Here is a 23,324-nt window from a genome sequence, read left to right on the forward strand (position 1 = left end):
GGGGCCAGGGAGATAATAAAGGATCATCCTATGTATCTGCTTCGAAAGCTGATTTATATCGCGGGTTTGGCCGCCTTACTGGTCTCGCAGCCGGGGTACGCCATGGGTCTGGGCGAGTCCGAGTTGAAGTCGGCGCTCAACCAGCCTCTGCAGGCCGACATTGAGTTGACCAACCTTCGCGGGCTCGATGAGAATGAGATTATTGTCCGTCTCGCCTCCAACGAGGATTTTGAGCGCGCGGGGCTTGAGCGTCTGGAGTACTACAGCCAGTTGCGGTTCGAAGTGATGCTCGATCATGAGTCCGGGCCGATTGTCCGGGTGACCACCCGCGAACCGGTGCGTGAACCCTATCTGAACATCCTTGTCGAGGCCCGCTGGGCCAGCGGCCGTCTGCTGCGCGAATATACTTTTCTGTTAGATCTCCCGACCTATGATGACGACCGCCGCACCCAACCGGTGGAAGCGGCTCGTGCCGACTCGGGACGCGACACGGCAAGCGGCTCGCGGCGCGAATCCCCACAGCAGGGCGCCCGCCGCGATCGGGCGCCCGAACCCGAAGCGCGCCGCGGGACGGCGGGCGAGGGTTCCAATACCTATGGTCCGGTAGGAGACAGCGACACCCTGTGGGAAATTGCCCTGCAGGTGCGCCCCGGTCGAGACGTTTCCGTACAGCAGACAATGCTGGCGATTCAGCGCAAAAACCCGGAAGCCTTCATCAATGGCAACATCAACCTGCTGCGTGAAGGGCAGGTGTTGCGTTTGCCCAGCCGCGACGAGATCCAGGGCCAATCACAGCAGCAGGCGTTGCGGGAAGTGGCCGATCACAACCGCCAGTGGAGCGAGCAGAACTCGGATCGGGCGATGGGTGCCCAGCTCGACGCCGGCCGTCGTGGTGCGAGCGCACCGAGTGATGCCGAAGAAGTCAGTGGCCAGGTACGGCTTGCCACCCCGAACCAGTCCGGCAGCGACGACGCCGGTCAAGGCGGTGGCGACAGCACTGACCGGGGCGCCGAGTTGGAGTCCGACCTGGCCAGCGCCCAGGAAGAGCTGGAGCGCACGCAGCGTGAAAACACCGAACTGTCGTCTCGGGTTGAAGAGCTCGAGGAACAGATAGAGACCATGGAAAGCCTGATCGAGGCCAGCAACGAGCAGTTGAGTGCCCTGCAGACGGCGGCCCGACAGTCACAGGATCAGCCGTCAGAGGACGCAGCACAACCGGAATCGACTGGAGAGACTGAGCCCGAAGCGACAGAGCAGGCCGCTGTACAGGACGAGCCGGCCGAAACTCAAGCGGCCGCTGAGGAAACGCCAGCTGAGGCAGCTGAGGCAACCGAACAGGCCAGCGCAGAAGAGGATCGCAGCCGTCGTGTTGTTCGTTCCATCCCGCAGTCCAAAACTCTGGTCGATCACCTTTTGGAGAACATCCTCTGGATTGCCCTGGCGGCACTGGTCATTCTGGCCGGTGTTTACTACGCGCTGCGTCGTCGCGGTCAGACCGATGAGACACAGGCCGAAGAAAACACCTTTGATTCGGACTTTGAGGCTGAGAATTTTGCCGACAGTCAGGAAGACTTCCAGGCGGTTGATGATGACGCCGAAGGGTTCGACCTCGCGCAGGAGCCGGACGAAGAATATGACTCCGCTGACTGGGCGGAAAATGAAGAGCCGGGCCTGGAAGCCGAAACGGGCGATGTAGTGGGCGAGGCTGACATTTATATTGCCTACGGCAAGTTGGATCAGGCCGAAGAACTGTTGCTGAATGGTCTGGAGAAAGAGCCCGGATCCCCACAGATTCTCTCCAAGCTGCTGGAAGTCAACGCCGAGAATCGCGATGTCGAAGCGTTCGACAAGCACTATGCGAGCCTGTTGGCCACCGATGATCGGGCGGCCATCCAGCGGGCCGGCGAGCTGCGTGACACCATCCCGGGTGCTGGCGAGTTCGATGTCAGTGCTCTGGGTGCCGGCGCCTTCAGTGGAGCCGACGAGGGCGAGACGCGAGACGACCGCGCTGAGCCTTCCATGGATTTCTCCGACCTGGATGACAGCGCTTCCGAGGATCTCGACTTCAGTCTGGATCTTGATGACGACCTGGAAGAGTCCGACGAATTCGCCGCAGAAGGTGAATCTGATAAGCGGGCGTCGCAGAGCGACTCGTCAGAGGAAGAGTTGAGCCTCGATGATGACTTCAGTTTCGATCTGGAAGATGACAGTGAGCTGGAAGCGGATGAAAAGCCGCTGGTCGACGATGACGATCTGGAGGGGAGTTCCACAAGCCGCTACGACCTGACTTTCGGGGACGAAGACAAAACCGGTGAGAGCGACGATGAGTTCACACTGGATTTCGATCTCGAGGAAGAAGACTCGTCCGCCGACGCCTCTGAACCGCAGGCCAAGGAATCAGATGAAGAGTTCCCGGAACTGGACCTGAACCTGGCCGGTGACGACGAGCTCAGCGGCGCAGCCAGCGATGACAAGGCCGATGATGACTGGAGCTTTGACTTCGAAACCTCAGACTCGGAAACGGCCGATCTGGATAAGCTGGACGAGGAACTGTCCGCTCTGGATGAAGAGCCCTCAGCGGATCAAAAGCCCTCAGCGGAACAAGAGCCCTCAACGGAACAAGAGCCCTCAGCGGTGGATGAAGAGCCTTCAGCGGTGACAAAAGAGTCACGCAGCGAGACTACCACCAGCGACCAGGATGATGACTTTTCCTTCGACCTGGAAGACTCCCTGGGCGAAACGGCACCCGCAGAGTCCGGGAGCGAAACCGACAAACAGGATTTCGCCCCCGAGCTCGACGAAGACTTCTCGCTGGACTTCGATGATGAAGAGCCCTCAGCGGATAGAGAGCCCTCAGCGGGTGAAGAGTCCTCAGCGGGTGAAGAGCCTTCAGCGTATGAAGAGCCTTCAGCAGAGGAGCAGCCCTCAGCTGATGAAGAACCTTCTGCGGCCGAAAAATCCACCGCTGACAGCGATGCCGAATCCGACTTCGACCTCGATGATATGGACATGGACGATATGGATCTGTCCCGTCTCGATCAGGACATGAGCGAGCTGGACGCCGATCTCGAAGAGCCCGCCATTGAGTCGGCGTCGGCCGAAGAGCAGCAACCCTCGGCCGGTACTGAAGAGGGCGAGGCGGATGATCTATCCGGGAGCAACAGCGACGAAGACGATATGTTCGAGGAAGCGCTGTCTGGCTTCTCCGAAGAGACCGCCGAGTCAGAACCGGCCGAAACGGGTGAGACTCACGATGAGCGCTCCGAAGAGGATATGGACTCGGAGTTGGATTTTCTTGCTGACACCGATGAGGCGGCCACCAAGCTGGACCTGGCTCGCGCTTATATCGATATGGGCGACGCCGACGGCGCCCGGGATATACTCGAAGAGGTCAGTCAGGAAGGCAACGATGAGCAGAAGCAGGAAGCGGCCGAGCTGTTGAGCCGTATCGAAGCCTAAAACGGACCGCAACAGCCGAATCAAAGCCTTGCACAGTCAGTGCAAGGCTTTGTCGTTTCAGCCCCCGCCGATTTGGAGCAGAGCCATTGATCGTCCTGCGCCATAACGTCGTATTCCCCAACCATACAGCAACGTGATGACATGACTCAGGCTCCGGCGAAACCCTACAGTCGCAACACTGAAATACACGCGGACACCCCCTGGCCCGAGGGGATGACGAGGGTGGCGCTGGCGGTGGAATATCAGGGCTCGGACTATCACGGTTTTCAGACCCAGAGCAGTGGTGTCAGAACCGTACAGCAAACGCTGGAGTCCGCATTGAGTGCGGTTGCCAATGAACCGATCACTCTGGTGTGTGCCGGTCGCACCGATGCCGGTGTGCACGCCACGGCGCAGGTTGTGCATTTTGATACTCTGGCGCAACGGCCAGAAAAAGCCTGGGTCAAAGGCACTCGGGCTCACTTGCCCTTTGATATCAGTGTGCGGTGGGCGAAGCCGGTAGAGCCGTCATTTCACGCACGCTTCAGTGCCCATTCGCGCACTTATCGTTACCTGATTTCAGACCGGGGTTCTTATTCGGGGCTCACTCACCGACATATCACCTGGTCGAGAAAAAAGCTGGACGAGGCGGCGATGCGTCGGGCCGCCGCCTGCCTAGTGGGGGAACATGACTTCACCTCGTTTCGCGCCAGTCAGTGTCAGGCCCGCAGTCCCGTGCGGCAACTGGAATATCTGCACGTGGCCAGGCGGGGCGAGTTGATCGCCATTGAGGTGAAAGCCAACGCGTTTCTGCACCATATGGTGCGCAACATTGTGGGCGTGCTCATCGCCATCGGGGCCGGAGAGGCGCCGGTTCAATGGATGACCGAGGTGCTGGCCGCCCGCAACCGAAGCGCCGGTGGTGTCACGGCGCGCCCCAATGGCCTGTATCTGGTCAATGTAGGGTATCCCGATCGGTTCGGGCTGCCCGAGACGGCACCGGGACCACTGTTTGTGCCCGAGGGCCTGGGCGAGCTGAGCCCCGAAGAGCATTAATAGAGCCGAGCCGGCTCTTCGGTCTCAGCGGAGATAAGAGCCGGCTACGGCAGCAATCGCGGGGCATTTCTGGTAATATTGCCCCCCAAAGTTTCAGGCAATTGAGAGGCATAGAGTCCGGGCGATGACACGGCAGACGCGCGTTAAAATATGTGGCATCACCGATCCGGACGATGCCCGGGTGGCTGCGGCAGCCGGCGCCGATGCGCTGGGCCTGGTGTTCTATCCGCCCAGTTCGCGCGCCGTAACCCCGGCCGGGGCCCGGGTTGTGGCACAGGCGGTCGGCCCGTTCACCACGCTTGTGGGGCTTTTTGTCAACGCCGAAGAGGCGGACGTTCGGGAGGCGTTACGGCAGGTTCCACTGCAGTTGTTACAGTTTCACGGTGACGAGAGCGCCGAGCAGTGTGAGCTTTACGGGCGCCCCTATATCAAGGCAATCCGGATGCGTCCGGAGCTCGATCTCGACGCCGAGATGGCCCGCTATCCCGGCGCCTCCGGATTTTTGCTGGACGCCTATCGCAAGGGCGTGCCGGGCGGGACCGGCGAGACGTTTGAGTGGGACAGAGTCCCGAAAAGTGCCTCGCGCCCGATCATTCTTGCCGGCGGCCTGACGCCCGACAACGTCGCGCGAGCCGTCAGTCAGACCCGCCCCTATGCGGTGGACGTCAGTGGCGGGGTCGAGCGGGCACCGGGACGCAAAGACCCGCAGAAAATCCAACACTTTATTCGCAATGCCAACAATGGTGACCAAGGTGAACAGTAAGACTCAAGAGTTTGGAGCCAAGCGCTACTCGGAAACCGACTACGGCAGTTTCCCCAATGCCGAGGGTCATTTCGGCCCCTATGGCGGACGCTTTGTCTCGGAAACGCTGATCTATGCGCTGGACGAGCTGCAGCGGATCTACAGTCAGCTCAAGGCCGATCCGGATTTCCAGGCCCAGTTTGACAAGGACCTGGCGGACTATGTGGGGCGGCCATCACCGCTGTATCACGCCGAGCGCTGGAGCAAAGAGCTGGGCGGTGCCCAGATTTACCTCAAGCGTGAGGATCTGAACCATACCGGCGCGCATAAGGTGAATAACACCATCGGCCAGGCATTGCTCGCCAAGTTTACCGGTAAGCAACGGGTGATTGCCGAGACCGGGGCTGGCCAGCACGGTGTGGCCACCGCCACCGTGGCCGCGCGTCTGGGCCTCAAGTGCTGCGTCTACATGGGCGCCGAAGATGTTCAGCGTCAGTCGCTCAACGTCTACCGGATGAAGCTGCTGGGGGCCGAGGTCATACCGGTCACCTCCGGGTCGAAGACCCTGAAAGACGCCATGAACGAAGCCATGCGCGACTGGGCTACCAATGTGGATGACACCTTCTACATCATCGGTACTGTGGCCGGCCCGCATCCCTATCCCCAGCTGGTGCGGGACTTCCAGTCCGTGATCGGCCGGGAAGCGCGTGCGCAGTGCCTGGAAAAGACCGGCCGTCTGCCCGATGCCCTGGTGGCCTGTGTCGGCGGTGGATCCAATGCAATTGGGCTTTTTCACCCCTTCCTGGGCGATGACGGTGTGGAAATGTACGGCGTGGAGGCCGGTGGCGACGGCGTTGAGACCGGTCGCCATGCGGCACCGCTCAGTGCCGGCATTCCCGGCGTACTGCACGGCAACCGGACCTACCTGATGGAAGATGAAAACGGTCAGATCATCGAGACCCACTCGGTGTCGGCCGGTCTGGACTATCCGGGCGTGGGCCCCGAACACTCCTGGTTGAAAGACCTGGGGCGGGTGAATTACGTCGCGGTCAACGATGAGGAGGCCCTGGCCGCCTTCCGCAAAACGACGCTGACCGAGGGCATCATGCCGGCACTCGAGTCCAGCCATGCGCTGGCCTATGTGGAAAAGCTGGCCCCGACCATGCGTCCGGACCAGAGCATCATCATCAACCTCTCCGGTCGAGGGGATAAAGATATTCTGACCGTCGCGAAACTCGACGGTATCGAAGTGTAAGCCTCGTCACCAGGAATTGATCGAATGAGCCGTATTGCCCAACGTTTACAGACCCTGAAAGAGCAGGGCCGCAAGGCCCTGGTTACCTACATCGTCAATGGCGATCCCTATCCCGAGGCCACCCTGCCGACCATGCACGCCATGGTGGAGCAGGGCGCCGATATCATTGAGCTGGGTGTGCCTTTCTCCGACCCGATGGCGGAGGGGCCCGTCATTCAGCGCGGCCACGAGCGGGCGCTCGCCCATCACATCAGCCTCAGGGGCACCATGGAGGTCGTGCGCGCCTTCCGCGAGACTGACAAGGAGACACCGGTGGTCCTGATGGGCTACGTCAACCCGATTGAGCGCATGGGGTACAATACCATCGCCAGGCTCGCCTCCGAGTCCGGCGTGGACGGCCTTTTGACGGTGGATCTGCCCCATGAAGAAGCCGTGGAGCTGAAAAAGGAGCTCGAAGTGGTGGATGTGGACAACATTCTGCTGCTCGCGCCCACCACCAGTGTCGAGCGGGCGCGCAAGGTGGCGGCCCTGGCCAGTGGCTTTCTGTACTATGTTTCCCTCAAGGGCGTGACCGGTGCCGGTCACCTGGATGTGGATGCGGTCAAGACGAAGCTCGATGAGTTTGGTAAGCTGACAGATCTGCCGTTGTGTATCGGCTTCGGTATCAAGGATCCGGACACCGCGCGCAAACTCTCGGTACTGGCCGATGGCGTGGTTGTGGGCAGCGTTCTGGTCGACAGGATGGGGCAGATGGAAACCAGTGACAGCGCCGGAATCGCCGGCGCCATCGGCGAGATCGTCGGTGGCATACGCGCCGGGCTGGATGCCTGATCCAGGGGCCCGTCTGGACCTCAAACGTCTATAATGTTAAAACGCCGCGCCACGGATCCGTCGTTGCGGACAGTTCTTTTTAGAGAGACCTTTACATGAGTTGGCTAGAAAAAATCGTTCCCAATGTTGTGCGCTCCGAAGGCAAGCGCGGCACCAGCAGCAAGAGCAAGGTGCCCGAAGGCCTCTGGAAGAAGTGCCTCAAGTGTCAGTCGGTGCTCTACCGGCCCGAGCTGGAGCGCAACCTGGATGTCTGCCCCAAGTGCGATCATCACATGCGCATTGGCGCCCGCAGTCGGCTGAACCTGTTTCTCGACGAGGAGCATCGGCAGGAACTGGCGGCCGATGTGGAGCCGATCGATCGGTTGAAGTTTCGCGACGTCAAAAAGTACAAGGACCGGCTCAGTGCCGCCCAGAAAACCACAGGCGAGAAAGACGCCCTGGTGGCCATGAAAGGCCAGCTCAAAGGGATGCCGGTGGTGGCTGTGGCGTTTGAATTTGCTTTCCACGGCGGTTCCATGGGCTATGTGGTGGGCGAGCGCTTTGCCCGCGCGGCCAAGGTCGCTCTGGAAGAGGGCATCCCGCTGGTGTGCTTCTCGGCCACCGGCGGCGCCCGCATGCAGGAGGCGCTGATTTCACTGATGCAGATGGCCAAGACCAGCGCGGTGATCGAACGCCTGAAAATGCAGGGTACCCCCTATGTATCGGTGATGACCGACCCGGTTTACGGCGGTGTGTCCGCCAGTCTGGCATTGCTGGGTGATATCAACGTGGCGGAACCTTTCGCCCGTGCCGGTTTTGCCGGCCCCAATATCATCGAGCAGACCATCCGCCAGAAGTTGCCCAAGGGCTTTCAGCGCAGCGAATTTCTGCTGGATCACGGCGCGATCGACATGATCATCCACCGGCGCGACATGCGCGATACGCTGGCCCGCCTGCTTTCAAAATTCACCCGCCAAGAGGCGGTGTGATTGGGCCCATCCATGCGTTTTCAGCGCCTGGACGACTGGCTGAGATGGCTTGAAGGGCATCATCCGCAGGACATAGAGCTGGGGCTGGACCGTATTGGCACGGTGGCCCGCCGGCTCGACCTGCTATCGCCCCAGGCGCGTGTGATCAGTGTGGCCGGTACCAACGGCAAGGGCTCCTGTGTCCTCGCCTGTACCGAGCTGCTGCGGCGGGCCGGGCAGCGGGTCGGCAGCTATACCTCTCCCCACCTCCATCATTACTGCGAGCGCATCCAGGTCGACGGCACCCCGGTCGAGGAATCGGAGGTGTGCGCCGCGTTTGCCGCCATTGACGAGGCGAGCGACGATATCAGTCTGACCTATTTTGAATTTGGCACGCTGGCCGCTTTCCATATTTTCGCGCAGCGCCGGGTGGATATCATGGTCTTGGAGGTGGGCCTCGGTGGTCGACTGGACGCGGTCAACCTGCTCGATGCCGATGTCGCTGTGGTCACCAGTATCGATCTGGACCATCAGGACTGGCTGGGCGACAATCGGGACAGTATCGGGCGTGAAAAAGCCGGAATCTATCGCCCGGGACGGCCCGCGCTGTGTGCGGATCCTGAGCCTCCGGCCGGCCTTCTGGAGGCGGCGCAGGAGGCAGGCGTGCGGCTGCAGTGCCTGGGACGGGAATTTGGCTACGAGGTCAAGGATGGCCACTGGTCCTGGTGGCTGACCTCCGTCGAGGGTGAAGTCTGGCGTGGGACGGGGCCCCGGCCGTCGTTACCGCTGCCGAGCCTGGCGGCCGCACTGCAGGCGACAGCCGCCCTTGGGTTTGACCCCCGGCCCAAAAGCGCGGATCGGAGCCTGTCAGAGCTGGTGCTCACCGGCCGCTACCAACAACTGTCGTGGCGAGGTCGGGACTGGATTCTGGATGTGGCCCACAATCCCGCGGCGGCCCGGTTTCTGGCGGGCCGACTCGAACAGGAGCGACCGGGCCGGGTGGTCGCTCTGGTGGCCATGATGGCGGACAAGGATCGCCGGGGCACGCTGTCCGCATTGATCGATCAGGTGGACACCTGGTACCTGGCCAGCCTGCCGGAGCTCCCCAGAGCCGCCGACACCCGAACACTGAGCGAAGACCTGGCTTCACTGGGGGGCCAACCGGCCGGCTGTGGTACAGTACAGGACGGTATCAACTGGCTTTTGCAGCACACCCAGGAGGGTGATCGGATCGTGATTTTGGGCTCTTTCTATACGGTGGCGGCCGCCCTCGAGCAGCTCGAGCGGCTAGGGGCGTCGCTTGAGCGCGGCATTAGTGGGGAGCACAATGAATAGCGCCCTGAAACAGCGTCTGGTGGGCGCCATTGTGCTGGTGGCCCTGGCGGTGATTTTTGTCCCCAGCTTCTTACGTGAAAAGCAGGTGGAGCCGGTCAATACCGAGACCCTGATTCCGGACCCGCCCGAGCGCGAAACCATGACGTTTGAGTCGCCTACGCCACCGGATGATGTGGAGCCCGCGCCCGCACCGGAAACCATGTTCATGCCTGACGACGCCCGGGAGCAGCCGGTTGCGGACTCGCTGGAGCAGGCACGAGCGCAGGAGGCGTCGGAATCGGCTTCCGGTGCCGATACCGACGAAACGACCAGTGGCGGGACCCGTGACAACGCCGGTGATGACGAGGGCGAATCGGATTCTGGCTTGCCCGAAGCGGCCTCCGAAGAGGGGGCCTGGGTGGTGCAGGTGGCCAGCCTGAGCTCGGCCGATAGCGCCCGAAAGCTGCGCGACCGGCTGCAGGATGAAGGTCATCGCGCCTACGTACGCGAGGCCTCCACCTCGTCCGGGCAGGTGAGCCGCGTCTATATCGGGCCCAAAATCGAGCGGGCGCAGGCCGAGGCGATCAAAGCGGCCGTGGATGAGTCGCTCAAGGTCGAGTCGCTGATATTGCGATTTGAACCCTGATGCCGCCAATGCGACCGGTGGGGTATCTGGCGTCTGGCTGCTCTGCTAAAATGCGCTCGCATTCAACCGGGGAATCTTCCTCTTCCATGAGCATGACGTGGGCCAGGCAATGAATTGGGCAGATTGGGGCATTCTGGGCATCCTGGTGGTGTCCAGTCTGATCAGCGTCAAACGCGGCTTTGTCAAAGAAGCCCTGTCTCTGGCCACCTGGGTGATCGCCTTTGTGATTGCCATGCTGTTTGGCGATCGGCTGGCGGTCGTGCTGACCGACCTGATCCCCACACCCTCTATTCGTGAAATGACCGCGTTTGTCAGTTTGTTTGCCGCTACGCTGATTGTGGGGGCCATGGTCAACTATCTGATTGGCGAGCTGGTGCGCATGACCGGTCTGTCCGGGACCGATCGACTGTTCGGGATGATCTTCGGGTTGGCGCGCGGTCTGATTGTGGTCATGGCCGCCCTGATTCTGTTGCCGTCTCTGGTGCCCCTCGAGCAGGACCAGTGGTGGCACGAGTCGGCATTGATACCCCACTTTCTGGCCTTTGAACACTGGGCCAGGGCGTTGGCAGCGGAAACCACCCGCTTTTTTTTGCAATGGTTTGAATAGTGGCCTGCCGTTCGCCCGGCCGGCCTTTTTTGGTTTGATAAAGGTGTAAATCTATGTGCGGCATTGTTGGTCTTGTGGGTAAAAGCGATGTCAATCTGCAGTTGTATGATGCGCTTACCATACTGCAGCATCGCGGCCAGGACGCAGCCGGTATTATGACGTGTGACGGGGGAAAGCTGGCCCAGCAAAAGGCCAACGGGCTGGTAAAGGACGTGTTCCGCACCCGCCACATGCAACGCCTGGTGGGTAACATCGGTATCGGGCATGTGCGCTATCCCACGGCGGGCAGCTCCGGCCCGGCGTTGGCCCAGCCGTTCTATGTCAACTCGCCCTATGGCATCGCCCTGGCGCACAATGGCAACCTCACCAATGCCGACCAGTTGAGCGAAGAGCTGTTCAAGACCGATCTGCGGCATGTGAACACCGACTCGGATTCGGAAGTACTGCTGAACGTGTTTGCCCATGAGCTGCAGTCCCAGGGCAAGCTGCAGCCCACCGAAGACGATATTTTCGAGGCCATCTCCGGGGTTTACCGCCGGGTCAGTGGCGGCTACGCCGTGGTTTCCATGATCGCCCGCTACGGTCTGATTGCCTTCCGTGACCCCAACGGTATTCGCCCGCTGGTGTACGGCAAGCGCGAGACCGAAGCGGGGACCGAATACATGGTGGCCTCCGAGAGCGTCGCGCTGGATGTGCTCGGCTTTCAGTTGATTGCCGATGTGGCGCCGGGCGAAGCCATCTACGTTACCGCCGAGGGCGAGCTGCACCGTCGTCAGTGTGCTGAAACCACCCGCTTGACCCCCTGTATTTTCGAACATGTGTATTTTGCCCGACCGGACTCCATCATGGATGGCATATCGGTGTACAAGGCGCGCCTGCGCCAGGGCGAAAAGCTTGCCGACAAGATTCTGCGTGAGCGCCCGGATCACGATATTGATGTGGTCATTCCCATTCCCGACAGCAGCCGGGTCGCGGGGCAGGCACTGGCGTACAACCTCGGGGTGAAATTCCGGGAAGGCCTGGTCAAGAACCGTTACATCGGGCGCACTTTCATCATGCCCGGGCAGCAGCAACGCAAAAAGTCCGTCCGCCAGAAGCTCAATACCATTGAGCTGGAATTCAGGGGCAAGAACGTGCTGCTGGTGGATGATTCCATTGTCCGCGGGACTACCTGCCAGAAGATCATCGAGATGGCCCGGGATGCCGGTGCCGCCAAGGTCTATTTTGCCTCCGCTGCGCCCCCCGTGACCTATCCCAATGTGTACGGCATCGACATGCCCACGGTGAAGGAACTGATCGCCCACGGGCGCTCACACGAGGAAATCTGCCGGGAAATCGGTGCCGACTGGTTGATCTACCAGGAGCTGGAGGATCTGATCGCCGCCTCGGCCGAGGGGACGGGCAAAGTCACCGAATTTGACTGCGCCGTGTTCAATGGCGAATATGTGACAGGCGATGTGGACCGGGCCTATCTGGACAAGCTGGAAGCCGATCGCAATGACGGCGCCAAGAGCCAGAGAAGCCAGCAGGCCCCCAAAGCCGAAACCACGCTGATCGGTTTGCACAATGATGCCGCCGAGAACTGAGCGTCGCCAATCCGCTTTGAAGTCGCTGCCGCTGTCGATTGATGCAGAAATGTGTTCTGAAGAAACCGTGTTTTGAAAAAGCCGTGTTTTGAAAAGCAGAGTGTGACCATGAATGATTCGGACAACCCCTTAACCGGCGCCGGCCTGGATACCCTGGCCGTGCGTGCCGGCTGTCATCGGAGCCCCGAGGGGGAGCACAGCGAAGCCCTGTTCCTCACCTCCAGCTACGTGTTTGCCAGTGCCCGGGAAGCGGCGGAGCGTTTTTCCGGCGAGGAGCCGGGCAACGTCTACTCGCGCTATACCAACCCCACGGTGCGCGCGTTTGAAGAGCGTATTGCGGCCATGGAGGGAGCCGAAACCGCTGTGGCAACGGCGTCCGGCATGTCAGCCATTCTGAGCACCTGCATGGCGTTGCTTGAGGTGGGGGATCATATTCTCTGCTCACGCAGTGTCTTTGGTACCACCACGGTACTGTTCACCAAGTATCTGCAGAAATTCGGTGTCGCGACAACGTTTGTCGACCCCACTGACTACGACCAATGGGAAGCCGGCTTTCAACACAACACCAAACTGGTGTTTGTTGAAACGCCCTCCAATCCTTTGTGTGACCTGGTGGACATCCGTCGGCTGGCGGATATTACCCATGCTCACGGTGCACAGCTGATTGTCGACAATTGTTTCTGTACGCCGGCACTGCAACGGCCCATCGAGTTCGGGGCGGATCTGATCATCCACTCCGCCACCAAGTACATCGATGGTCAGGGCCGCTGTCTTGGCGGTGTCGTGGCCGGCCCGAAAGAGACCATCGATGAGGTGCTGGCCTTTGTGCGCAGCGCTGGCCCCACGCTGAGCGCCTTTAACGCCTGGGTGTTTCTCAAGGGCCTGGAAACACTGAGCCTGCGTATGGACGCCCATTCGCGCAATGCCCTCACACTGGCCCAGTGGTTAGTGAAGCAGCCGCAAGTGGAAAAGGTCTTTTATGCCGGTCTGCCCGATCACCCCGGGCACGATATGGCCCAGAAGCAGCAGTCGGCCTTCGGCGGCGTATTGTCGTTCAGGGTCAAAGGCGGGCAGGAGGAAGCCTGGAGAGTCATCGACAGCACCCGCATACTCTCGCTCACGGCCAACCTGGGGGATGCCAAGAGCACCATCGTGCATCCGGCGACCACGACCCACGGCCGTCTGACGCCGGAGCAGCGTGAACAGGCCGGGATCAGCGACAATCTGATTCGTATCGCCGTGGGGCTCGAGGACGTGGAAGACATCAAAAAAGACCTGGAGCGCGGCCTGAAGCAGCTCTGATCGATCCGAACTCAAACGTAAGCTCAAGCTCAAGGGCAGTGGGGCAGTGTTGCAATGCGGGATTTTATTCAAGCCACCGTCAACGAGATTGGCCGTGTATTGCTGGGCAAGGAAGACAAAATCAAGCTGGCACTGGCGTGCCTGCTGTCCGATGGCCACCTGCTGATTGAAGACCTGCCCGGCATGGGAAAAACGACTCTGGCCCACGCCCTGGCCAGGGTGTTGGGGCTCTCCTATCAGCGGGTGCAGTTCACCAGCGATATGCTGCCGGCCGATATCATCGGGGTTTCGATTTTCGATCGCCACCAGAGTCAGTTCGAGTTTCACCCGGGGCCGGTGTTTACCCAGTTGTTACTGGCCGACGAAATCAACCGGACCACACCCAAAACCCAGAGCGCACTGCTGGAGGCGATGGAGGAACGACAGGTTACCGTCGAGGGGGAAACCCGCAAGCTGGATGATCCGTTTTTTGTCATCGCCACGCAGAATCCCCTGTCTCAGATGGGCACTTTTCCGCTGCCCGAGTCCCAATTGGACCGTTTTCTGATGCGTATCAGTCTCGGCTACCCGGCCCCGGAGGCGGAAATGCAGCTGTTCCTGGGGGGCGACCCCCGGCGCCAGTTGGCCGATCTGAAAACCTGTGTCACCCCCGCTCAACTGCCCAAAATCAAACAGGCCGCCGAACAGGTCAAGACTTCGGACAGTCTGCTGGATTATCTACAGCGGCTGGTTCATCACACCCGGCACTCTCCCGAATTTGCCTGCGGACTCTCCCCCCGGGGCGCTCTGGCGTTATTGCGCGTGGCGAAAACCTGGGCCTTCATGCACGGTCGGAATTACGTCATCGCCGAAGATCTGCAGACGCTGATTCCCCCGGTCGTGGCCCATCGCATCGCTCCCGCTGCCAGCGGCGCCGAAGGTCACGAGATGACCCTGGTCACCAAACTGTTGAATGAAGTGGATGTGGTGGCCTGAGTTGCGCGACTGGTTCTGGCGTTGGGTGGAGCGTCGCGCGCCCCGCTCGGAGTCGGTGACCCTGCGCCACAAGTCCATCTATGTTCTGCCCACGGCGCAGGGCTGGGGATTTCTGTTGGTGGTGGCGCTGCTGTGGCTGCTGGGGACCAATTATGAAAACAATCTGGTCCTGGGTTCGGCTTTCCTGTTGCTGAGCCTGATGATTGTGTCGGTGATTCATGCCTTTCGCAATCTGTCCGGATTGACCCTGTCGGCGGTGAAGAGTCACCCGGCCTTCGCCGGGGAGTATGTTGAATTTGATCTGCTGCTGGCGGCGGCACCGGGCTCGCCCCATGAGAGCCTCTCGCTCGCCTGGGACCCGTCCCTGACCGTGACGGCGGATGTTCCGCCAGGTGGCGAGACAGTAGTGACGCTGTCGCATCGCGCCTGGCGCCGTGGCTGGTTGCAGCCCCGACGCCTCAAGCTCCAGAGTGTGTACCCGCTGGGCTTCATTCGCGCCTGGTCCTGGGTGCAGCTGGAGACCCGGGCCCTGATCTACCCCGCGCCCCGGCCCACTGACAAGCCACCCCTGGTCCATGCCAGTGCCCACCGGGGCGAGGAGCTCTCGCAGGAAAACCGCGAGGAGTTTCAGGGTTTCGAGACCTACCGCCCGGGGGCACCCCTGGCTCATGTCGCCTGGAAGCTGTATGCCCGCGAGCAGGGGCTGCATCTCAAAGACTATCGCGGCTACCAGAGTGAGCAGGTGTGGCTGGACTGGCAGGCGCTGCCGGGTCTGGATACCGAGAGTCGCCTCAGTCGGCTCTGCTACTGGGCGCTCGAGTACGGCAAGACCTCCGCCGAATACGGTCTGCGTCTACCGGACAGCACCTTGGGGTTGGGCCGTGGCCCGATTCACCAAGGCCGGGTGTTGCGTGCCCTGGCGTTGTACGGAATGCCGGATGAGACCGGCGGACAGGGAGGCCCCCATGGCTGAACCGCAGCAATTGCCCCGAGCAAGCCTGGCCTGGCTGCTGGTGGCCCAGGCAATTATTCTGGTGCCGCATTCGGTCCATGCACCGCTCTGGCTCTGGGCCGGCTGGCTGTGGGTGGTGACCTGGCGCTGGCAGATATTTCGCGGCGCCTGGAGTTTTCCCACCCTGCCGGTGCGCATTGCCCTGATGACGCTCTTTGCCGGTGGGCTGATACTCAGCTATGGCGCCCGCCTGGATATGACTTCCATGGTGGGCCTGCTGTTGGCCGGTTTTATCCTCAAGCTGTTGGAGCTGCGACGACGGCGGGATCTGCTGCTGACGGTGTACCTGGGCTACTTCGTGGCGACCACCCAGTTTCTGTTTCACTCCGGCCCCCTGGCGGGACTCTATGGCCTGCTGTCCCTGGTCGCCCTGACGGCCACACTGGTAGCGGCCCACCAGTCGCTGGGGCAATTCCGGTTCTGGCCCAGTCTGAGGCGGGCGGGGGTACTGATACTGCAGGCCGCTCCCCTGATGCTGGTGCTCTTCCTGCTGGTGCCCCGAACCGGCGCACTCTGGTCCGTCCCCTCGGATGAGCGCCAGGCCACCACCGGTGTCAGTGACACCATGTCGCCGGGGGATATCAGCGAGCTGGCCCAATCTGATGCCCTGGCATTCCGGGTCACCTTTGAGGGCGAGGCACCGCCACCGGCGGATCGGTACTGGCGCGGTCTGGTATTGTCGGACTTTGATGGCCGGACCTGGCAACAGAGTCAGCGCCAGAAGGCCTCCCATCTGATCAATTGGGGGAGTGAGCCCCGTGCCCAGTGGCGCGACGAGATCGACTATCGGGGCCGGTCGACCACCTATGAGGTGATCCTCGAACCCACGCGCCAGCCCTGGCTTTACACCCTGCCTGCGCCCCGTTCCTGGGATCAGGAGCTGGGGTTGGGTCAGGAGCTGCGCCTGGCGAAACCCGAGCCCGTGCAGCAGAGAATGGCCTACCGAGTCACCACCGAGCTCGATTATCGGTATCAAGCTGGCGGATTGGCTGACTGGGAGCGCCGCCAGGATCTGGCGATACCGTCCGGGAGCAACCCCCGCACCCGAGAGCGGGCCCGGCAGTGGGCCTCAGAGGTCGATTCGGCCGAGGCGCTCATCGACCGGTTGCTGGCCCACTACCGGGAGCGTTTCCGCTATACCCTGCAGCCGCCGGCGCTGGGGCAGGAAACGGTGGATGAGTTTCTGTGGGAGACCCAGGCGGGGTTCTGCGAGCACTTTGCCGGCAGTTTTGTGTTCTTTCTGCGCGCGGCGGGGATTCCGGCCCGAGTGGTGGTTGGCTATCTGGGCGCCACGCCCAATCCGCTCGAAGACTACTGGACGGTGCGCCAGCGGGACGCCCACGCCTGGGCCGAGGTCTGGCTCGAGGGGCGGGGTTGGACGCGATTTGACCCCACCGCCGCAGTGGCGCCGGAGCGCGTCGAGCGCGGTCTGGACTTCTCTCTCTCGGAGGAGGACTCGGCGTCGCTCGAGCGCCGATTCGGGTCGGATTTACCGCTGTTTCAGGATCTGCAGTTGCGCTGGGATGTGTTCAATTACCAGTGGCACCGTTGGGTGCTGAACTATGACGATGAGCTGCGCGATCGCCTGCTGGGGGACTGGCTGGGCGGTGCGGACCTCTGGCGCCTGGCGTTGGCGATCACGCTGGGCGCGGCGCTGGTTTTGGGCTTGCTGGTGGCCTGGATTTTCTGGCAACAGCGACCCCGCTACCGGTATCCGGCGGATCGCCAGCTCGCCCGCCTCAGCCGTAAGATGGCGCGCGTCGGGCTGGCACGCCGAAGAGGGGAGTCGGCCCGCTCCTACGTGGCGCGTTTATCCGAGCACCTGCCGGAGTCGCAATCGGCCCTGAACCGCATTGGCCATCTGTACGAGCTGGTGCATTTCGGTGGTAATACGTCGGCGCTGGGAGATTTGCGTAAGGCTGTGTCGGCGTTGTCTGTACGTTCAAAACCTGCACAAACTGAATGAATTTGAACGTTATAAAGGCCTTTGGTTGTGGTGTTACGTCCGGCCCGCTCAGGGGTAAGGTCTTCCCGGACACGGCGTGAACCCATGACGTGAAGGGATTCACTAATGCCGCGATGGCATGGATGCCATAGAGTGGCCCCTGGGGCCTCTCCACCGACATCCTGTCGGTGACGGTCCGGGAAGACCTTACCCCAGATCGGTCCTCCGCACGTTGTAGAACCCACCGAGCGTTCCTGTAGGGCGGATAAGCGTCAAGCGCATCCGCCACAAAGAGCATATATTTCCAACAATATCTCTGGAGAGCCCGGTTCTACAAGGCTCGTAGGCCCGCTTCGGGGTGCTCCTGCAAAACTGGTCTGGAGAACTCTCGTTAAAGCTGCGGCTGAAACGCGATGAGGGCGGCGGTGACGGCGACGTTGAGGGACTCCACGCCATTGTTCATGGGGATGCGCAGCTGTCGGTTGCACTGCTGCGCGGTCTCTTTTGACACCCCCTCGGTCTCATTGCCCAGCACATAGACGCAGGGCTTACCGGGTCGAAAATCCCCGAGCGTCTGCGGGGCGTGGGAGGAGAGAGCGCAGACATCGGCTCCGGCCGCGCGGAACGCCTCCAGGGCCTGGTTCAACTGTGGGCAGCGCAGAATCGGTGCCTTGAACAGGGTGCCGGCGCTGGCCTTGATCACCAGAGAATCAATCTGCGCGCCGCCTTTTTCGGGTAGCAGAATGCCATCGATCTGTCCGGCGCAGGCCGAGCGGATGATCATGCCCAGATTCTGGGGGTTGGTGATCCGGTCCAGTGCCAGAATCCGGTAAGCGCCCGCCGGGGGCTGCTCCAGAAACTGCTGGAAGGATTGATAGCCCGCGCACTCCAGATCCGCCGCGACCCCCTGATCCTGCTTGCTGTTTTTGGAGATACGCGAGAGCGCTTTGCGATCGTGGTAGCGAATCTCGGCGCCCTGTGTGCGGGCGATGGCGATGATCTCATCGAGAATACCGGCCGGCTTATTGCTCTCGGCCAGGTGCAGGCGAAACAGCTTCACCGCCGGATCGCGCAAGGCCTCCAGGACGGGTTTTCGACCATAGACCGTCAGCAGGGCATCGAAAAACTGTTTTTTGGCCCGGTATTCCGGGCTGTCCTTACGCTCAAGGCTGTCCTGGGATGAATTGTCGGATGAAACCATAAAATACGACCTGTCTGGAGCCATTGAGGGCGGTAATCGAGTGCGGGCGGGATTATAACTTGTCGGCGCTCCCGCTGCTTGGGTAGAGTAGGGACTTCTACGGGTACGGGAGGTGGGTCCCATGAGCACCGGGGAATTGTCAGAAGCCCAGCTGGATCAGCAGCGCCAGATGCTGGAAGCGCTGAAGGTCGAACTGCAGGAGCTGCTGTCATCCGATGACAGCGGAGGTGCCGTCGAACTCGATCAGAGCCGGGTGGGGCGACTGTCGCGCATGGACGCGATGCAGCAGCAGGCCATGGCGGTGGCCAAACTCGATACCTATAAACGGCGGTTGAGGTCGGTGGTGGCGGCGCTACAGCGGATCGAGGATGATGACTACGGCTTCTGTAAAGTCTGTGACCAGCCCATTCCGCTCGCCCGCCTGCAGGTGCGCCCCGAGGCCGAATACTGCCTGAACTGTCAGGACCGGGCGGATCGCCAGTAGCCCCGGGATCCGGGGCTCAGACCTCAAAAATGAAGGTAGCAGTCCTCGTCGTTTTCAATGAGGGCTTTCAGAATGTGGCGCCGCGTTATGAGTCCCACCAGCTTGCCGTCGCTGACCACCGGGTAGTTTTTGGGCTTCTGGGACATCATGGTCTGGGCCAGTTCGACAATGCTGGTGGTTGGTGTCACCGTCAATACGTCGGTGGCCATGACAGTGCGCACGCCCGGCGGTTCGTCGCAGAAAAAGGCGCCGTTCAGCAACTCCTTGATGCAATCCTGCTCGGAAACAAAACCGACCACCGCTTCCTTTTCATCGATGACCGGAATCCCGGTCAAGCCACTTTTGAGCAGACGCTCGACCACATCCGAAGTGTTGGCATTGACCGAAATGGCGTGACTCTCCGCCTGCATATAGTCTTTAACCAGGATTGAGTGCATAGCGCGGTCCTCTTTATGACGACTTATGACGACTCGTAATCACGAGTCGTATCACAACTTGATAACAACAGGAAAAGGTAGAAGTCACAATTCCTACCGATAAGCATAGCGCATTACCGACGGGTTTTGTGGCGGCACAGATCCAGATAGGCCTTGACCGCCGGCGCCAGCCCCAGACTGAGGGCATCCACTGTCAGGGCGTGACCGATCGACACCTCATCAATGCCCGGAATCCGCAGGAATTCTCCCAGGTTGTCGAGGTTCAGGTCGTGCCCGGCATTGACGCCCAGGCCGATCTTCCGGGCATGTTGGGTGGCGGCGCGGTAGTCGTCCAGCAAGGTCTCAAGTTCGGAACTGTGGGCCTTGTGAGCGGCGGCGTAGGGGCCGGTGTAGAGCTCGATCCGGTCGGCGCCAAGCGCCTGGGCGCGCTCGATCTGCTCCAGGTCCGGATCCATAAACAGACTGACCCGAATGCCCAGATCATGCAGCTCTTCGACCAGGGGGCGCAGGGCGTCGGCACTCTGACGCAGGTCGAAGCCGTGGTCGGAGGTCAGCTGATCGTTGCTGTCGGGCACCAGGGTGCACTGGTGCGGGCGGGCCTGGCGGACCAGCTCCATGAAGCCCGGATAGTTGCCCAGGGGCGCGGCGTGAGGATTGCCTTCGATATTGAACTCAATGCCCGGTCGTTCGGCAACCAGAGCGCCAAGGTCAAAGACGTCACCGGGGCGGATGTGGCGTTGGTCGGGCCGCGGGTGAACGGTCAAGCCATCGGCGCCCGCCTCCAGGCAAATCTCACCGTGATGCACCAGGTCTGGGTAGCTGCCCTCGCGCGAATTGCGAATCAGGGCAATCTTGTTCAGGTTGACGCTGAGTTTGGTGGTGGGCGTGCTCATTCGCTCTGGTCTCCGTGGCTCGAGCCATTGTCGCCGGTATCGGTCACCCGGCGGGCACTGAGTATGCGGACCGGAGTATTGGGCGCGTTGGGGTAATCGTCGTAGTTACCGGTGGGTTCTTCCACAATGGCCACAATGGTTTCCTGTCCGGACACCACGCGACCGAAGACGGTGTAGCCCGGCTTGTCGTCGCTGGCATCCAGGCTGCTGTTATTGTTGAGGTTGATGAAAAACTGGGAGTTGGCGCTGTCGGGGTCGCTCTTGCGGGCCATGGCGACGGTCATCGGTTTGTTGCTCAGACCATTGTCTGACTCGTTGGCCACCGGATCCCGGGTGTCCTTTTTGCTGAAATCGTAGGTCATGCCGCCGCCCTGGACCACAAACCCGGGGATCACCCGGTGAAAGATGGTGCCATCGTAAAAGCGGTCATCGACGTAGCGCAGAAAGTTTTCCACGGTTTTGGGGGCCTTCTCGGCGAATAACTCCAGAACGATCTCACCCTCATCGGTGTCGAGTTTGACTCTGGGGTTGCCCTCGTCCTGCGCCTGCAGCGGCAGGGCGGTCAGTGACGTCAGTGACAGGAGTGCAGTTAAACAAAAGCGTAAAAGCATGGTCATCTCCTCGTTAGTGGGCCGCGTGGCCCACTAGCGCCATTCCGACTGCCGGCGACGCTTACCGATGGCCTGCAGAATCAGGGAGAGCAAAACGCCGGCCAGCAGGATACCACCGCCGAACAACCAGTCCTGATAGCGCTTTTCTTTTTTCAAACGCTCGTTGTCTGCCTGGATCACGTCCTGCCGGGTCTGCAGCATCTGGTAGTTTTCGCTGAGCTCCTGGTGTTGCTCATGCAGCCCGACCGCATCGGATGAGAGTTCTCTGAGCTCTTCATGCTCTTCCTGCAGAGACGCGTAATCGTTCTGGAGTTGTTCGAGTTCTTCGCTCAGCTGCTCTGTTTCGCTACGGGCTTCCGCCAGGTTCTGTTCGAGGGAGCGGTTTTCCTCGGCAATCGTTTCGGCCCGGCGCTCGGCTTCAGCCAGCTGGAGTGCCGCGGTCGGCTCGTCGAGCAGAAACTGACTGCGTACCCAGCCCTCTTCCCCACCCGTGGTGCGGACCAGGCTCCAGGACTCGCCATCGTCGGCTTCATCCTCCCGGATCAGCTCCAGCTGGGTGCCGCTGGACAGACCACTGTGGACGATCCGGTACTGGTTGCCCATGCCGCTTCGCAGTGGGACATAGAGCGTATCGGACACATACCGGTCCTGGGCGTGAACAGTAACGCTAAGCAGTGGCGCTGAGAGTACAAACAGGCAAAGGCTGGCAATAAATATTTTCACGCGGGTTCCCATCTTTGTATGAACGATCATTCGTCGGAATTGTACGCCAAATACAGTGTAAACCAAGTGGCACAGTCCGCATTTTTTTGCTGTGGTTCAGGGCAAAACCCGTTTGAAGGGTTTGACTTCCACTTTGGCATAAACGCCGGCGGCGACGTAGGGGTCGGCATCCGCCCAGGAGCGGGCGTCGTCCAGAGAGTCGAACTCGGCGACGATCAGACTGCCGGTGAAACCGGCGGTGCCGGGATCTTCACTGTCAGTGGCCGGGTGAGGGCCGGCCAGCAACAGGCGACCGGCATCTTTGAGCTGGTTCAGCCTGGCCAGGTGGTCGGTGCGGGCGCCTTTGCGTTTGTCCAGACTGTTGGGAACGTCCTCGCTCATGATCGCGTAAAACATAATGACTCCTTACCGGGTTTTCGTTAATGCTGTGTGAACCGGGGCCTTGCTGACAAGACCTCCTTCGGTTGTGTTTGCAGGCACTGTTACTGGCCGTCGTTGATCACTTCTTCCAGATCGAGGTGAGTGAGCTTCCGGATCTGGCGAAACAGATAGAACAGAGCCACCGCCATTACCAGCATGGCCGGAAGGGCAATGACCGGAAAACTCAAGGCCGTCATCTTGCCCAACTCCTCATTGAATGCCAGCGTGCCGGGCGGACTTTCCAGTATCAATTTTGCCAGAATGAAGTTGAGCACCGAAGACAGAAAGAAAGAGCCGGCAATCAGATAGGTGGCGTTCTGCAAGGTTTTCTCAAAGGCCGTCTCGGTGCCGTAATGTCGTAGCGCGCGGGCGACTTTCTCCACCTTGAGGACCTTGTCGTTGTACAGAAAAGTCTTGACCAGTGGGTAGCGGGTTTTCAGGGAAAAGAGTGTCGCCAGGCCGATGATACCGGGGATGGCCGCCTCCTTGATGGCAATGTACTGGGGGTCGAGCTCGAGCAGGCTGATTCCGCCCGTGAGCATGATGCTGATAAAGCCCAGGGCTGAAAAGACGTTGAGCTTGCGGCTGGTCAGAAAGTCGTGAAGTCCGTAGATCAACGGAAACGCCAGGGCGATGACAATCCCGAGTTTGATGCCCAGGTGTTCCTCGCCGCTGAATCGGGTCAGGATCACGGTGGGGATGACAATGTTCAGCAACAGGTTGGCCAGCAGGCTCTCCCGCTTGGGCTTGTTGGGGGGCGGATTGGTGTCGGTGCCGGGACTCCGGGTATCCGGCTTGTCGGTCATACTGTCGGTCATTCTTGCCTCAAGGGTCTCGCGTGAGTCAATGGCTACCGGGCGCGCAGACGTGCCATAATGGCGCTTTTGCGGCGGGAGCCT

The 23,324-nt window shown here is 60.9% G+C and carries 22 protein-coding genes; 15 read left to right on the top strand and 7 right to left on the bottom strand.

What is annotated here, in order from left to right; genetic code table 11:
- Positions 1-30 precede the first annotated feature (30 nt).
- The 14 genes from AAE484_RS03740 to AAE484_RS03805 all read left to right on the top strand — a co-directional run bounded on the left by AAE484_RS03740 (position 31) and on the right by AAE484_RS03805 (position 17,677).
- Positions 31-3,459, top strand: a complete 3,429-nt coding sequence (locus AAE484_RS03740; RefSeq protein ID WP_341936993.1) for a FimV/HubP family polar landmark protein — start codon at positions 31-33, stop codon at positions 3,457-3,459.
- A 141-nt stretch (positions 3,460-3,600) separates the two neighbouring features.
- Positions 3,601-4,494, top strand: a complete 894-nt coding sequence (gene truA / locus AAE484_RS03745) for a tRNA pseudouridine(38-40) synthase TruA (RefSeq protein ID WP_445928826.1) — start codon at positions 3,601-3,603, stop codon at positions 4,492-4,494.
- 124 nt (positions 4,495-4,618) lie between these two features.
- Entirely contained in the window at positions 4,619-5,257 is a 639-nt protein-coding gene (locus tag AAE484_RS03750) for a phosphoribosylanthranilate isomerase (protein ID WP_341936994.1), read from the top strand.
- Positions 5,247-6,491 carry a tryptophan synthase subunit beta gene (gene trpB, locus AAE484_RS03755; protein ID WP_341936995.1) on the top strand — a complete coding sequence of 415 codons (1,245 nt, stop codon included), beginning with the start codon at positions 5,247-5,249 and terminating at the stop codon, positions 6,489-6,491. The genes AAE484_RS03750 and trpB overlap by 11 nt, the downstream gene beginning before the upstream one ends.
- A 24-nt stretch (positions 6,492-6,515) precedes the next feature.
- On the top strand, positions 6,516-7,322 hold the full coding sequence (gene trpA / locus AAE484_RS03760) for a tryptophan synthase subunit alpha (protein ID WP_341936996.1): 807 nt from the start codon (positions 6,516-6,518) through the stop codon (positions 7,320-7,322).
- A 95-nt stretch (positions 7,323-7,417) separates the two neighbouring features.
- On the top strand, positions 7,418-8,290 hold the full coding sequence (gene accD / locus AAE484_RS03765; protein ID WP_341936997.1) for an acetyl-CoA carboxylase, carboxyltransferase subunit beta: 873 nt from the start codon (positions 7,418-7,420) through the stop codon (positions 8,288-8,290).
- Between the two features lie 12 nt (positions 8,291-8,302).
- On the top strand, positions 8,303-9,604 hold the full coding sequence (gene folC / locus AAE484_RS03770; protein ID WP_341936998.1) for a bifunctional tetrahydrofolate synthase/dihydrofolate synthase: 1,302 nt from the start codon (positions 8,303-8,305) through the stop codon (positions 9,602-9,604).
- Positions 9,597-10,229: an SPOR domain-containing protein gene (locus AAE484_RS03775; RefSeq protein WP_341936999.1), complete on the top strand. Its 633-nt coding sequence runs from the start codon at positions 9,597-9,599 to the stop codon at positions 10,227-10,229. Before folC ends, AAE484_RS03775 begins: the two co-directional genes overlap by 8 nt.
- 109 nt (positions 10,230-10,338) lie before the next feature.
- Positions 10,339-10,836, top strand: coding sequence for a CvpA family protein (locus tag AAE484_RS03780; RefSeq protein ID WP_341937000.1), 498 nt, complete (start codon positions 10,339-10,341; stop codon positions 10,834-10,836).
- 53 nt (positions 10,837-10,889) lie between these two features.
- Complete coding sequence (purF, locus tag AAE484_RS03785; protein WP_341937001.1) at positions 10,890-12,422, top strand: amidophosphoribosyltransferase; 1,533 nt, start codon at positions 10,890-10,892, stop codon at positions 12,420-12,422.
- 108 nt (positions 12,423-12,530) lie between these two features.
- Positions 12,531-13,724 carry an O-succinylhomoserine sulfhydrylase gene (locus AAE484_RS03790; RefSeq protein WP_341937002.1) on the top strand — a complete coding sequence of 398 codons (1,194 nt, stop codon included), beginning with the start codon at positions 12,531-12,533 and terminating at the stop codon, positions 13,722-13,724.
- 54 nt (positions 13,725-13,778) lie between these two features.
- Positions 13,779-14,699 (top strand): AAA family ATPase, encoded by a 921-nt coding sequence (locus tag AAE484_RS03795; RefSeq protein ID WP_341937003.1) that lies wholly within the window; start codon positions 13,779-13,781, stop codon positions 14,697-14,699.
- Positions 14,677-15,672 carry a DUF58 domain-containing protein gene (locus AAE484_RS03800; protein ID WP_341937004.1) on the top strand — a complete coding sequence of 332 codons (996 nt, stop codon included), beginning with the start codon at positions 14,677-14,679 and terminating at the stop codon, positions 15,670-15,672. Before AAE484_RS03795 ends, AAE484_RS03800 begins: the two co-directional genes overlap by 23 nt.
- Complete coding sequence (locus tag AAE484_RS03805; protein WP_341937005.1) at positions 15,665-17,677, top strand: transglutaminase TgpA family protein; 2,013 nt, start codon at positions 15,665-15,667, stop codon at positions 17,675-17,677. Before AAE484_RS03800 ends, AAE484_RS03805 begins: the two co-directional genes overlap by 8 nt.
- A 370-nt stretch (positions 17,678-18,047) precedes the next feature.
- On the opposite strand, the gene AAE484_RS03810 is transcribed toward AAE484_RS03805, so the two are convergent.
- Positions 18,048-18,857: a TrmH family RNA methyltransferase gene (locus AAE484_RS03810; RefSeq protein ID WP_341937006.1), complete on the bottom strand. Its 810-nt coding sequence runs from the start codon at positions 18,855-18,857 to the stop codon at positions 18,048-18,050.
- Between the two features lie 121 nt (positions 18,858-18,978).
- Between AAE484_RS03810 and AAE484_RS03815 the strand changes: the two genes are divergently transcribed.
- Positions 18,979-19,341, top strand: a complete 363-nt coding sequence (locus tag AAE484_RS03815; RefSeq protein WP_341937007.1) for a TraR/DksA family transcriptional regulator — start codon at positions 18,979-18,981, stop codon at positions 19,339-19,341.
- A 23-nt stretch (positions 19,342-19,364) separates the two neighbouring features.
- On the opposite strand, the gene AAE484_RS03820 is transcribed toward AAE484_RS03815, so the two are convergent.
- From AAE484_RS03820 to AAE484_RS03845, 6 genes are all read right to left on the bottom strand, one after another.
- On the bottom strand, positions 19,365-19,778 hold the full coding sequence (locus AAE484_RS03820) for a CBS domain-containing protein (RefSeq protein WP_341937008.1): 414 nt from the start codon (positions 19,776-19,778) through the stop codon (positions 19,365-19,367).
- A 113-nt stretch (positions 19,779-19,891) separates the two neighbouring features.
- Positions 19,892-20,671 carry a pyridoxine 5'-phosphate synthase gene (locus AAE484_RS03825; RefSeq protein ID WP_341937009.1) on the bottom strand — a complete coding sequence of 260 codons (780 nt, stop codon included), beginning with the start codon at positions 20,669-20,671 and terminating at the stop codon, positions 19,892-19,894.
- A complete protein-coding gene (locus AAE484_RS03830; RefSeq protein ID WP_445928827.1) occupies positions 20,668-21,282 on the bottom strand; it encodes a peptidylprolyl isomerase in 615 nt (204 codons plus the stop codon). Before AAE484_RS03830 ends, AAE484_RS03825 begins: the two co-directional genes overlap by 4 nt.
- A 33-nt stretch (positions 21,283-21,315) precedes the next feature.
- Positions 21,316-22,005: a TIGR04211 family SH3 domain-containing protein gene (locus AAE484_RS03835; protein ID WP_341937011.1), complete on the bottom strand. Its 690-nt coding sequence runs from the start codon at positions 22,003-22,005 to the stop codon at positions 21,316-21,318.
- Positions 22,006-22,101: 96 nt separating this feature from the next.
- Positions 22,102-22,401, bottom strand: coding sequence for a YciI family protein (locus AAE484_RS03840; RefSeq protein ID WP_341937012.1), 300 nt, complete (start codon positions 22,399-22,401; stop codon positions 22,102-22,104).
- Positions 22,402-22,487: 86 nt separating this feature from the next.
- On the bottom strand, positions 22,488-23,243 hold the full coding sequence (locus AAE484_RS03845) for a VC0807 family protein (RefSeq protein ID WP_341937013.1): 756 nt from the start codon (positions 23,241-23,243) through the stop codon (positions 22,488-22,490).
- Positions 23,244-23,324 lie beyond the last annotated feature (81 nt).

Origin of the sequence: Marinimicrobium sp. C2-29, from assembly GCF_038419845.1 — a bacterium.
GTDB lineage: Bacteria > Pseudomonadota > Gammaproteobacteria > Pseudomonadales > Cellvibrionaceae > Marinimicrobium.

Coding starts and splice junctions, on each gene's coding strand:
- AAE484_RS03775 (WP_341936999.1), top strand. CDS start 9,597: ATGAATAGCGCCCTGAAACAGCGTCTGGTGGGCGCCATTGTGCTGGTG.
- AAE484_RS03795 (WP_341937003.1), top strand. CDS start 13,779: ATGCGGGATTTTATTCAAGCCACCGTCAACGAGATTGGCCGTGTATTG.
- AAE484_RS03830 (WP_445928827.1), bottom strand. CDS start 21,282: ATGCTTTTACGCTTTTGTTTAACTGCACTCCTGTCACTGACGTCACTG.
- AAE484_RS03800 (WP_341937004.1), top strand. CDS start 14,677: ATGAAGTGGATGTGGTGGCCTGAGTTGCGCGACTGGTTCTGGCGTTGG.
- folC (WP_341936998.1), top strand. CDS start 8,303: ATGCGTTTTCAGCGCCTGGACGACTGGCTGAGATGGCTTGAAGGGCAT.
- AAE484_RS03780 (WP_341937000.1), top strand. CDS start 10,339: ATGAATTGGGCAGATTGGGGCATTCTGGGCATCCTGGTGGTGTCCAGT.
- AAE484_RS03750 (WP_341936994.1), top strand. CDS start 4,619: ATGACACGGCAGACGCGCGTTAAAATATGTGGCATCACCGATCCGGAC.
- AAE484_RS03810 (WP_341937006.1), bottom strand. CDS start 18,857: ATGGTTTCATCCGACAATTCATCCCAGGACAGCCTTGAGCGTAAGGAC.
- AAE484_RS03805 (WP_341937005.1), top strand. CDS start 15,665: ATGGCTGAACCGCAGCAATTGCCCCGAGCAAGCCTGGCCTGGCTGCTG.
- accD (WP_341936997.1), top strand. CDS start 7,418: ATGAGTTGGCTAGAAAAAATCGTTCCCAATGTTGTGCGCTCCGAAGGC.
- truA (WP_445928826.1), top strand. CDS start 3,601: ATGACTCAGGCTCCGGCGAAACCCTACAGTCGCAACACTGAAATACAC.
- purF (WP_341937001.1), top strand. CDS start 10,890: ATGTGCGGCATTGTTGGTCTTGTGGGTAAAAGCGATGTCAATCTGCAG.
- AAE484_RS03825 (WP_341937009.1), bottom strand. CDS start 20,671: ATGAGCACGCCCACCACCAAACTCAGCGTCAACCTGAACAAGATTGCC.
- AAE484_RS03820 (WP_341937008.1), bottom strand. CDS start 19,778: ATGCACTCAATCCTGGTTAAAGACTATATGCAGGCGGAGAGTCACGCC.
- AAE484_RS03840 (WP_341937012.1), bottom strand. CDS start 22,401: ATGTTTTACGCGATCATGAGCGAGGACGTTCCCAACAGTCTGGACAAA.
- AAE484_RS03740 (WP_341936993.1), top strand. CDS start 31: ATGTATCTGCTTCGAAAGCTGATTTATATCGCGGGTTTGGCCGCCTTA.
- AAE484_RS03790 (WP_341937002.1), top strand. CDS start 12,531: ATGAATGATTCGGACAACCCCTTAACCGGCGCCGGCCTGGATACCCTG.
- trpA (WP_341936996.1), top strand. CDS start 6,516: ATGAGCCGTATTGCCCAACGTTTACAGACCCTGAAAGAGCAGGGCCGC.
- AAE484_RS03845 (WP_341937013.1), bottom strand. CDS start 23,243: ATGACCGACAGTATGACCGACAAGCCGGATACCCGGAGTCCCGGCACC.
- AAE484_RS03815 (WP_341937007.1), top strand. CDS start 18,979: ATGAGCACCGGGGAATTGTCAGAAGCCCAGCTGGATCAGCAGCGCCAG.